This window comes from Streptomyces sp. NPDC107546 (assembly GCF_055639175.1).
In genome coordinates, this window is the sequence record NZ_JBVKBA010000050.1 from 25,439 (window position 1) to 35,904 (window position 10,466).

At 69.0% G+C, this 10,466-nt stretch carries 9 protein-coding genes and 1 pseudogene; 1 reads left to right on the forward strand and 9 read right to left on the reverse strand.

Going from position 1 to position 10,466, the window contains the following annotated elements; translation table 11 throughout:
- Positions 1 to 72 precede the first annotated feature (72 nt).
- The 4 genes and pseudogenes from ACZ7L1_RS36515 to ACZ7L1_RS36530 form a co-directional block, all read right to left on the reverse strand.
- Complete coding sequence (locus ACZ7L1_RS36515) at positions 73 to 978, reverse strand: class I SAM-dependent methyltransferase (protein WP_471443647.1); 906 nt, start codon at positions 976 to 978, stop codon at positions 73 to 75.
- A gap of 80 nt (positions 979 to 1,058) precedes the next feature.
- Positions 1,059 to 2,164 (reverse strand): annotated as a pseudogene (locus ACZ7L1_RS36520) (NAD(P)-dependent alcohol dehydrogenase).
- 2 nt (positions 2,165 to 2,166) lie between these two features.
- The gene (locus tag ACZ7L1_RS36525) at positions 2,167 to 3,570 is read right to left on the reverse strand and encodes an aldehyde dehydrogenase family protein (RefSeq protein ID WP_471443649.1); all 1,404 of its coding nucleotides are present in this window, start codon (positions 3,568 to 3,570) and stop codon (positions 2,167 to 2,169) included.
- An 8-nt stretch (positions 3,571 to 3,578) separates the two neighbouring features.
- The gene (locus ACZ7L1_RS36530; protein ID WP_471443668.1) at positions 3,579 to 4,334 is read right to left on the reverse strand and encodes a (5-formylfuran-3-yl)methyl phosphate synthase; all 756 of its coding nucleotides are present in this window, start codon (positions 4,332 to 4,334) and stop codon (positions 3,579 to 3,581) included.
- Positions 4,335 to 5,127: 793 nt separating this feature from the next.
- Here ACZ7L1_RS36530 and ACZ7L1_RS36535 point away from each other — a divergent pair.
- A complete protein-coding gene (locus ACZ7L1_RS36535; protein ID WP_471443651.1) occupies positions 5,128 to 5,370 on the forward strand; it encodes a DUF6207 family protein in 243 nt (80 codons plus the stop codon).
- A gap of 3 nt (positions 5,371 to 5,373) precedes the next feature.
- On the opposite strand, the gene ACZ7L1_RS36540 is transcribed toward ACZ7L1_RS36535, so the two are convergent.
- The 5 genes from ACZ7L1_RS36540 to ACZ7L1_RS36560 all read right to left on the reverse strand — a co-directional run.
- Entirely contained in the window at positions 5,374 to 6,336 is a 963-nt protein-coding gene (locus ACZ7L1_RS36540) for an ATP-dependent DNA ligase (RefSeq protein WP_471443670.1), read from the reverse strand.
- A gap of 107 nt (positions 6,337 to 6,443) precedes the next feature.
- Positions 6,444 to 8,414 carry a DUF3732 domain-containing protein gene (locus ACZ7L1_RS36545; RefSeq protein ID WP_471443653.1) on the reverse strand — a complete coding sequence of 657 codons (1,971 nt, stop codon included), beginning with the start codon at positions 8,412 to 8,414 and terminating at the stop codon, positions 6,444 to 6,446.
- Positions 8,415 to 8,419: 5 nt separating this feature from the next.
- Positions 8,420 to 8,896, reverse strand: coding sequence for a three component ABC system middle component (locus ACZ7L1_RS36550; protein ID WP_471443655.1), 477 nt, complete (start codon positions 8,894 to 8,896; stop codon positions 8,420 to 8,422).
- A complete protein-coding gene (locus ACZ7L1_RS36555; protein ID WP_471443657.1) occupies positions 8,889 to 10,091 on the reverse strand; it encodes an ABC-three component system protein in 1,203 nt (400 codons plus the stop codon). The genes ACZ7L1_RS36550 and ACZ7L1_RS36555 overlap by 8 nt, the downstream gene beginning before the upstream one ends.
- 124 nt (positions 10,092 to 10,215) lie before the next feature.
- Positions 10,216 to 10,466: helicase associated domain-containing protein (locus ACZ7L1_RS36560; protein WP_471443659.1), on the reverse strand; the 251-nt coding region annotated here is incomplete at its 5' end.

Sequence of the window (10,466 nt, forward strand, 5' to 3'; positions counted from 1 at the left end):
ATCCCGGCGAAGGCCCGGGCGGCGTGCTGAAGGGCGGGCGCTGTGCGGACGTCGCCGTGAGCGCTGCGGACGTCATAGCCGGGGCTTGTGCGCGAACACCCACCGGTTCCCCTCCAGCGCATCGTTCGGCTCGGGGAGAGGGCCTCGTCCGTGCTGATGGGTGAAGTCGAAGGGGGTATGTAGCGAGGTGGACCAGCCTTTGGCCGTCAGGTCGCCCGCCGAGTCGGGTCGTGGTCCCTTGTCGAAGAGGTGGAGCAGGTCGATGCCGATCTGTTCTCGCGTCGCCGTGTAGATCGCGCTGTCGCGGTACTCGAGCAGGTCCTTCTCCAGCTTGGCCTCGAAGGCCAGTGCGCTGCCTTCGGTGGTCAGCCGGTCCACCGTGTCGATGAGGTACGTCTCGGCGGGGCTCGGCAGGTAGAAGAGCAGTCCCTCGGCCAGCCAGACGCTCGGTGCGGCCGGGTCGAAGCCGGCGGTGGTCAGCGCGGTAATCCAGTCGGCGCGCAGGTCGACCGGTACGGGGACGCGCTTCACCCTCGGGGTGGCCGGCAGATCCGTGAGCACCTGGTGCTTGAACGCCAGCACGCCCGCCCTGTCGATCTCGAAGACCACACAGTCGGACGGCCAGTCCAGCCGGAAGGCTCGGGTATCCAACCCCGCACCCAGCAGGACCACTTGGCGGGCGCCCGCACGGACCGACCGGAGGAGGAAGTCGTCCAGGACCCTGGTCCGCAGGCCGAAGTAGCGGGCGAACCGCCCCCACAGCGGGTTGTCGTCCCCGTCCGGGACCTGCTCGATGCGCACCGGCCAGTTGGCGCACGCCGGGGCGGCGCGCACGAAGTGTTCCGCGTAGACGTCCTGGGCCAGGCTGTCGTGGCGGTGGGTCTCGATCGCCCGTGCCGCGGCGACCAGGAGGGCGGTCAGACCCACGCCTCCGTCCACGCCTTCCACGTCCGTGTGCTGCGGCGCCGTGCCGACCATGGCTCCTCCGCCTGCGGGAGTGGGCACTGCGGGGTGCCTGCTTGTCGGATGCGGTGAGTCTGCGGTGCTGCCTGCCTGGCTCATCGGTTTCTTCCCTCCGGGAGCAGGACGGGTTTGACCACGCGGCCTGCGTCGCAGTCGCGTTCGGCCTCGTTGATGTCGGCCAGCGGGTAGGTGCGGATCAGCTGGTCGAAGGGGAAGCGTCCGGCCTGCCACAGCCCTGCCAGCCGGGGTATCAGCAGTCCCGGTATGGCGTCCCCTTCGCAGATGTGGCGGATGCTGCGGCCTCCCTCCAGCGTGCCCGGCTCGAGCGGCAGCGCGGTGTGCAGCCGTGCCACCAGGCCGAGGCTGCCGGTGGGGCGCAGGGCCCGGAGCGCGTCGTTGATGAGCGGCGGCGAGGCCGTGGTGTCCAGCGCGTACTGCGCGCCGCCGTCGGTCAGCCGCCGGATCCGCTCGGGCAGTCCGGCTGTTTTGGCGGGCAGCGGGATCGCGCCGAACTGTTCGGCCAGGGCCAGCCGCCCGGGATGCCGGTCGACGGCCACGGTCAGAGCGCCGGCGGCGGTGGCCGCCATCACCGCGGCCAGGCCCACCGCTCCCGCGCCGAAGACCGCGAGGGTGTCGCCGGGGCTCGCGCCGAAGGCGTTCAGCACGGCTCCGGCGCCGGTGAGGAAGCCGCAGCCGAGCGGCCCGAGCAGCTCGACGGGCAGTGCGGCATCGACCCGGACGGCGTTGCGGGCCGGGACGAGTGCGTACTGGGCGAACGAGGACTGGCCGAACCACCGGGGGGCCAGCGCACCCCCGGTTGAGTCGGTGAGCCGCGGCGCGTCCTCCTTGCGTCCTCCGAAGAGGTTGAGGGAGGCGAAGGAGTCGCAGTAGGCGGGGGCCGCACCGCGGCAGTTCCGGCAGTGCCCGCAGGAGTCGAAGCTCAGCACGACGTGGTCACCGACGCTGATCGCGGTGTCCGGGCCGCCTCCCGTCCGTACCACGACCCCGGCCCCCTCGTGGCCGAGCACCGCCGGCAGCGGACTGCGCCCGGCGGATCGCCGGACCGCGAGATCGGTCCGGCACATACCGCAGCCCGCGATCTCGACCAGGATCTCGCCGTCGGCGGGTTCCGTGCCCAGGGCCACCTCCTCGACCGCGAACGGTCCTCGTATGAGCGCAGTACGGCTGCCTGGAACCTCATCGTCATGCCTCCTGCGGGCGGTGGACGACGAACGGCCGGAGGTTGCCGTAGAGCCCCCACGGCCCACCCGCGACGCCGACACCGCTGTTCTTGACGCCTGCGAAGGGCTGGGCGAGGGACAGTTCGGCATGGTGGTTGATCCAGGCTGTGCCGCATTCGAGCCGGTCGGCCACCGTCGCGGCCCGGTCGAGGTCGGTGCCCCATACGGAGCCGCCCAGTCCGAAACCGGTGCCGTTGGCCGCGTCGACGGCTTCGTCGAGGCTCCGGTACGGCAACACCGGCAGGACCGGTCCGAACTGTTCCTCGGTCACCACCGGGCTGCCGGGCGGGACGCCGGCGAGGATCGTGGGAGCAAAGAAGTAGCCCGGCCCGTCCAGCCGGTGGCCGCCGGCCGCCGGCCGGGCTCCGTCCGCCAGGGCCTGCTTCGTGACCTGCTCGACCCGGGCCAGCTGGGGGGCGTTGTTGACCGGGCCCAGCCGGGTGTCCGGGTCGAGGCCGGCACCGACGGCGACGGTCTTTGCGCGCTGGGCGAGGGCTTCGACGACCTCGGCGTGGAGCCGGGCCGGGACGTAGACGCGTTTGACCGCCATGCAGACCTGCCCACAGTTACGGATCGCGGCCCAGAACAGCCGGTCCGCGATCCGGTCCACCTCGACGTCGTCCAGCAGGACGGCGGCGTCGTTGCCGCCCAGTTCCAGGGTGACCCGGGCCAGCGAGGCCGCCGCCGCTTCGGCGACGGCCCGCCCGGTGGGCACCGAGCCGGTGAAGGTGACGTGGCGGATGCCCGGGTGGGAGGCGAGGCGGGCGCCGAGGGGTTCGCGGCCGGTGACGACGGTCAGTACGTCCTCGGGCAGGGCGGTGGCGAGGACGGAGGCGAGCAGTCGGGTGGCGAGGGGGGTGAATGGGGATGGTTTGAGGACCATGGTGTTGCCCGCCGCGAGTGCTGGCGCGAACTTCGCTGCCGCGAGCTGGAGGGGAAAGTTCCACGGCACGATCGCGGCGACGGGCCCCAGGGGCCGCCAGCGGATCTCGCTGTGCACCGGCCGGCCGTCGGTGATCCGCCGGGTTCTGGGAGCCAGGTCGGCGAAGTAGCGCAGGCGGGCCGCCGTACGGGCGATCTCCGCGTACGACTCGGCCAGGGGCTTGCCCTGTTCCCGGGTGAGCAACCGGGCGAGGTCGTCGCCAGCCGTCTCCACGGCGTCGGCCGCCACGCGCAACGCGGTGGTGCGGGCGGCGGGGTCGGCGCGCCACCCGTGCCAGGCCCTTTGGGCCCGGTCGACCACGGCGTCCAGCTCGTCCGGCTGCTGGTCAGGCGCCTCGTCGAAGGCCTCCCCGGTGGCCGGGTCGACGACGGCGAAACGCGCGGCCCGGCGTCCGGGGATGCGGTCGGGCTCAGATGTCGGCATGCCAGAGGTCAATTCACGGCGGGGACGCCGGCCGCGTGCTCCCGGGCCTGCCGGTCCATCTCCGCCCGGAAGGCGGCCACCAGATGCGGCTGAATCCTTCCAGCATTGCGGTCGCCGCCCTCGCAGACCGCTCCGCGCACGCCCACAATGTCCGTGCCGATGCAGGTCAGCGGACCGAGGTCGGTCTGCTTGACACTGCCCGCGAGGGCGGCGAGCCGACCGGACGCGTGGGCCAGCCGGACGAACTCGGCACAGACGTCCGGCGGAACGTGGTCGAACAGCCGCGTCCCGTCCTTGATGGCGGTGTCAAGCATGGCCGCGTCGGCGCCGGAGCGGGCGGCGATGTCGGGCACGGCGAGCGGATTGACGCAACCGATGCGGTGAGCGTCGGCGTAGCCGGAGGCGACGACGAGCGCCTCGGGGCGGTAGTCCTTCACCGCCCGGACGACGGCGCGCATGACGTCGATGCCCTGACCGGGCGTCGTGCATCCGTAGAGGCCGACCTTGATGTACGTGGCGCCGGAGACGACCGCGCCGAGCGCGGCCTGGGCCACCGTGCCGGGCTTGTACGGGACGTCTCCCACGGTGGCGGACACCGGTTTGTCCGCCGGGACCGCGTCACGGATCTCCCTGATGACCCAGGGGAAGTTGGCGCCGAGCGAGCCCTCGTCGGGCTTCTTGACGTCGACGATGTCGAGGTGCTCCGCCGCCTTCGCACAGTCGAGGGCCTCCTCGACACTGTCCGGGGAGATGAGAAGCAACACCATAGGCTCCTTCCGCCGCATGTCCGCCTGGCCGAGGACAGGGGTGCGGATCACCTGGTCCATGTGCGGTGTGCTCATCATTTCCGCCGCTCGAGGGCACCGGTAGAGCGTGCGGGCTTTCCCATCGGGCGCTCGTGCCCACGCGCAGTGCGCCGCGCGCACCGGCGTGAACCCGACTCACTGATCAATTCGACCTGAGCTCGATTCAGGCCCTTAGCCGTTGGGCCGAGGGGAACGACACTCTTCCGTTAGTGTCGATGATCTTGCGCCTGACTACCTGTGGGAACGTGTCGCCCCGTTGCTTCCTCGCCAGCCTCCGCGGCGTCAGCGGTATCTGCAGCTCCTGCTGGAGGCGATCGGCAATCCTCGCCGTGAGGCTGCTGACGTGCGCGAACGGGAGGCCGCCAGGGGCCGTCAGAGGGAGTGAGGCTCAGCTGCAGCGCGTGGCTAAGCAGAAGGCAGCCGAGCGTGAGCCCGCCGTCCTGTCTGCGCCAACTGAGGGGCGAAGTTCACCGACGACCGGTGGGAGGCGACGGCGGCATACCCGAAGCCGGGGCCACGGTGGCATCCGACGCTCTGCGACGGCTGCGAGGACCACGCCATCGAGGCCGCGAGACGGGACGAGTACGAGCGCCAGGAGCAGAACCAGGCCGTACCCGAGCAGAAATCCAGCGGCACGTGGCTCCCCCACTTCCGCGGCTGACGCGCCGGAACCGGCTGTCGATGCCACTCAGCTGAGTGAACATCCCAGCCCCGGACGAACCGGTCGTCCCCAGTGGACGTCGACCAGAGCATGAAGCCGATCAGGGACGAACACGTGGCGGAGCCAGGGCTCGTCGTCGTGGACATCGCGGCCGCGGACGACGCCACCGCTTTCGCTCTCCAAGGTGCGCTCGCCGAACGCTGGGCGACGGGGACAGACGACCGGACGACCAGGGTGCCCGGCGAGCCGGGCGTCCGGCTGCGTTGCTACCTCGATCTGCGCCAGGAGCTTCCCGCCGCGGTCGGCCCGACCACGAAGCCGACCACGGCGTAGGGCTCATGGCGAGGCAGGGTCCTCGCCGAACAGCGGTACCTGCGCTACGCCGACGTCCGTACGGATACGGTGCGGCCGGGCCGGGTGCCTCCACCGTCCACCACTGTCCCGGGCGACATCGACGGCCACCTCCATCACCACCTCGGGCTCCACCAGGACCACCTCAAGCGTGCGCTGCGTCCCCCACCCTGCCGAGAACATCCACCCGTCCCACGGGTGCGCACCCATCGGCGGGACCAGCACGCCGACCAGGGAGCGGCTGACGGCCTGGGACAGTGTGGTGCTGCGCCCGGCGTACTGAAGGCGGCCTGCGGCGTCGTAACGGCCCAGCAGCACCGTCCGGGGCGCGGCGAGGGAGCCGGTGACGGCGCCGATCACAGCCTCGGTGGTGACCCGCACTTTGTACTTCCGCCACGATCGAGCGCCCCCGACGTAGGGTCCGTCCAGCCGCTTGAAGCACAGCCCCTCCACCCCGGCCGCCGTCCACTCCAGCCACCCTCGCGCCACAGCCGGGTCGGTGGTCGAGGGGCACAGCGTCAACGGCGCCTCCAGACAGTGGTCCGTGAACAGCGCCTCCAACGCCGCGCGCCGCCGCTCGTACGGCCAGCCGGTCAGGTCCGCACCCACGTGAACCAAGTCGAAGACCACGTAGTGCGCCGGCCACTGGCGCGCCGCCTCGGCCGCACCCGACCCGCGCCGCGCGAGACGCTGCTGAAGCCGCTCGAACGCCAGCCGGTCCCGCTCCCACACCACCAGCTCGCCGTCCAACCCGGTGTCCGCCGGCAGCCGTGCGAGGGCCGCCGCCCGGATCTCGGGGAACGACGCCGTCATATCCGTGCCCCACCGGGAACGCAGCAGTACCCGGCCGCCCGCGTGCACGGCGAGCTGGGCGCGGTAGCCGTCCCATTTCGGCTCCGCGGCCCACCCGGTGGGCAGAGCGGAGCTGTTCACGGCCACGGTCAGCATCGGATCAGGCAGGTTCCACGTCACACGGTCATGCCTTCCACGCCGGCCACTGGCAGTCCGGCTGAGATTCCGCAGCCACCCGGCAGCAGCTCAGAACCGCCCACGGGCTAACTGTGCTCGTCGATCCAGGCTTGGGGAATGAGGGCCTCGCCGTCGCGCCAGTTGTAGCGGACGCAGTCCTGGTACCACGGGTCGGGCAAATTGGCGTGGTCGCTGACGATGAGCTGGAAGTGCGGTGCGAGGTCGTTCACGAAGCGGTACATGAGCTCGAACATGCCGCGGACGGTGTTGCGGTCCTTGTCGGAACGGATGAGGTTGGGGTTACCGCTTTCTTTGGCGACGTCGGAGGGGTAGAAGGGCTGGGTGATCTGGTCCAGCAGGAGCATGCGGGGCACTGGCCGCTCGTGAAGGGTGAAGTAGCGGTGTAGGGCCAGGTGGGCGACGAGGTGGTAGCCGACCCAGTTCTCGCCGCTGCCGATGCGGAGCAGGGGGGTGATGCCCTGGTCGGTGTCGGCCAGGACGGTCGGTTTGCGGACGTCGAGGCGGATGCTGCGTTCGCTGTGCTCGAGGTTGAGTTCCTGCGCGTAGTCGGTCATATCGGTGCTGATGTAGTTGAGAGCATGCTCGAGCCGGTCCTGCATGGCGTCCGTGTCGAGTTCGGCTTCGAGATCGTTGACGGTGGCCTGGGCGAGGGCTACGGCCGATCGCAGCTGCAGGAGGCTGCCCTCATAGTCGTCCCCGGTGTCCGGGAGCTGGCTGAGGTGGGCGTCGATCCGCCCCCGGAGGAAGGCGCGTTCCTCTGTCTGGGCGCGGAAGCGTGTACGGTCGGCTTCCAATTCGGCCAGTGAGTTGAGAGCTCCTTCGATGCCACGCAGTTCTTCCCGGGCGGCGTCAGCTTGGTCGGCCAGTTCTCGCAGTGCCTCCTCGCGCCGGGGCCGTACCGTGCCCACCGAGGCGAGCTGGCCGCGCAGGGCATTCAACGTTCGGTGCATGTCGTCCACCGCTGCATCTGGCTGCGGCAGTTGTGACCCGCACAGTGGGCACGCCACGTCCTCGGCTTCCGAGCCGGTGTCGGTGGGCAGCAGGTCGACGGCGTGCAGGCGGGAAATGCCGCGCTGCACCGCCTGGGTGTAGCTGCCTTCTTCGGCTTCCTGCCGCCGCAGGAACTGCCGTTGCTCGTTAATTTCGCTCAGCTGGGCCCGCAACTGGTCGCGGCGCTCTTGCAGCGCGGCGGTGCGCTCAGCCTGGGACGACTCATCTTCGGTGAGTGACGGCGGGAAGCGGACCGCTTCGCGCAGCGCGTCGATCAGTGTCTCGCGGCTGTCGAACTCTTCTTGAGCCGATATCAATCCTGCCGTGCGGGCCTGGGCCAGTAGCAGGTGCAGGCGGGCGTCGATGTCCCCGTCCGCGGCCTCGGCCACCTTCAGATCCTGCTGTTTGCGGCGCAGCACACGTCGCGCGGCCGTTAGCTCATGCTGCTTTTGCGCTTGGTCCTCTCCGACTGCGCCGAGAAAGTACGGCAAGGTGGCGGTTAGCCGTGCTCCTCCGTCGCGTTCGCCCTGCCGGTGGAACAGGATGCTGCGTGTGGTGATCTCGTCCTGGTTCTGCAGGCACAGCGGCACGGCGTGCCCGAGATGGACCGCGAAGGGTGCTTGCAGGCTGCCGGGCTGGGGTTCACTGCGGACGTCGCCCAAGCCGATCCTGCGCCCGAGTTGCTGGCGCAGCTCGTCGGAGTCACAGTTGTTCGCCAGCCTTGCGTATGGCAGCGCTCGAAGGGTGGAACCGAACTCGAGCATCGCTGTGGAGACCGACTTCTTGTCCTTGGCGGGTAGCCGGCGGGCCACGAACGCCCGGGTGTCGGGCAGCTGCAGTACCACCGCTACCCATTCGACGGTCCTGGTGATCGGACCGACCGAGACGGGGGCGTCGTCACGGCCCAAGCAGAAGTCGACGATATCCAAGACGATACTTTTCCCGGTCCGTGAACTGCCGGTAATGATGTTGAGCTCACCCAGCCGGAACGTTAGCTCGCGGATCTTGCCGCTCTTGCTGTAGAGAATCAGGGATCGAAGCTGCACAGTGGTCAGACTCTCACGCCTAGTAGTGCCAGAAGGGTGGATGGCTGATCTATAGTGGCTGCCCACTTGCCTACCAGACGCGCCGCTTTCAGCAACTCCCGTAGCTCCCCGTCAACCCCGCGAGTGGCGAAGGGCATGGCGTGCACGAATCCGTCATCCACCCGGATCAGTCCGTGGCGCAGAGCGAACCGCAGGCCTTCGCGGAGCACCGGTAGCGTCGATTCGACCCGGGCTCCGAAGCCGGCCAGCAGCGCGGGATGCCGCGCGGCCCACGCTGGCAGATGTGTTCTGGTGCTGGCGGGCAGCGCTTCGCGTGTAGAACGGTGCAGCACCAGAACGGGAAGCACCAACGCGAGCGGCCACAACATCGCCCTGTTTCGCTTGAGCGCGTATTCGTGAGCTATTACGGCCTGCACCGCGCCCACCAGGGCCGGATTCAAGAAGGCGGCGACCGCCTGTGGCCGCTGCACACGGCTAGGCATGAACGGCCCCTACGGTCAGAGCCTTGACCCGCTGTACGAACTCGGGATGCCAGCCCACGCGGCCCTCATCCGCTAGGCAGTGATGCTGGCCGCGATGAAAGAAGGTCTGGTCGTACTGGTCGCGGATTCGCACCGTGACACTGTCCAGGACCTGCCACAGCAGTTCTTCGCCCGCGTCCTGCCGGTCTTGTTCACTGGCGTTCGCCGGCAGCCTTCGAGCCATGCGGGCAAAGAGCCGCTCCCATTCGTCGACCAGTTCTTCTTGGTACCGTTCCAGCTCTTCCACGTCAATCAGGTCACTGTCCACCCAGGCGATGGCCTGGGTGTAGGCCCGGTAGTAGTCCATCATCGCCTTTTCCAGCTCCGGCCGACCGAGATTGACCCATCGCAGCTGATGGACGAAGCAGTGATCGTTGTAGTCCGTTCCCTCACGCTGCGCGGCGTGCCAGTCGCTGCGCTGCACCAGAGTCGGCAGCCGGTCAGCGGTGTAGTCGTCGCGGATCTGCGCCACTCGCCGGTACACAGCCTCCACGGAGACGCTCGTCCGGCGCTTTTGCAGCATCTCCACGACCTGGTCGTACCACCACGCCCATAACTGCTCCATGAATGCAGCCTGCGGACGGGCATTGGACGGCAGGCCAGACCTCAGCCACTTTCGCACCGCCTGGTCGAGATCATCGATGCCGAGCGTGCCGTCGATGACCCGCATGCGCTCAACGAAGGTTGCCCGCTCCCTGACCGGCAAGGCCAGAAAACGCTCCCGTGCCTCAGCGGTTTCCTTGGACTTCGACTCGGCCGCAGCTGTCTCGAGCCGGCGCAGTGCCAGGGCAGGCTCTCGGCTCGTGCCACGTAGTGCAGCCGCCGCCGAACCTTCACGTGCCTGCTGCGTGGTGACGAGCGTCAGCCACGGCCCATCGGGATCACCGGGATCATGAGTGTCCATCCACGACCGGATCGTGCGCCACAAGTCGTCATCCCGGTCGCCCAGCGTGCGCGTTGAACGAGGATGGAACTTGGTCTGCAGCAGATCAACTGGCCTATCCGCGACTTCCCATGCGACGTCGTCATGCAGCTCGAGGCTGATCGCCCCGTCCGGCCGCTCGGACGACCCGCGCAATAGCTCCAGCAGCGCCCACTTTGCCTGGTACAGGTAGCCCAGGGCGGAAGCCGACGCATCGTGAGAGACAGAAGCCATGATCCATTTTCTTCACTTGGCACATAGCGTGTCTAGATGTATGCAAGGGGTCGTCGAACGATCGGCGTGAGGTACCGCAAGAGCGCACGACGGACACGAGGTCCGATGACGACGACCGCAACGCCTATGTCCATCGCATGTCGATGGCGGATAGTTGCTCGATCCGCTCGGGGGACAGCGTCGCTGCCCTGCTGCGTTGATTGCTGATCCAGGCCCCGAGCTTGATCTGCTGTTCTTCCTGGTCCTCGCCGCCATCGCCGTCCCCGTCGCCCCGCACGACGATCGTCTCGATGTGCTTCCTCGGCACCCGCAGGTGCCCCTCACGCTGGTAGAACTGCTTGGCGGCCGCATAGTTCATCGCCCACTTGTCTGCCT

Bases quoted from the DNA above. Each gene is read 5' to 3' on its own strand.
- ACZ7L1_RS36515 (WP_471443647.1), bottom strand. From the start codon at position 978: ATGGTCGGCACGGCGCCGCAGCACACGGACGTGGAAGGCGTGGACGGA.
- ACZ7L1_RS36525 (WP_471443649.1), bottom strand. From the start codon at position 3,570: ATGCCGACATCTGAGCCCGACCGCATCCCCGGACGCCGGGCCGCGCGT.
- ACZ7L1_RS36535 (WP_471443651.1), top strand. From the start codon at position 5,128: ATGAAGCCGATCAGGGACGAACACGTGGCGGAGCCAGGGCTCGTCGTC.
- ACZ7L1_RS36540 (WP_471443670.1), bottom strand. From the start codon at position 6,336: ATGCTGACCGTGGCCGTGAACAGCTCCGCTCTGCCCACCGGGTGGGCC.
- ACZ7L1_RS36550 (WP_471443655.1), bottom strand. From the start codon at position 8,896: ATGCCTAGCCGTGTGCAGCGGCCACAGGCGGTCGCCGCCTTCTTGAAT.
- ACZ7L1_RS36555 (WP_471443657.1), bottom strand. From the start codon at position 10,091: ATGGCTTCTGTCTCTCACGATGCGTCGGCTTCCGCCCTGGGCTACCTG.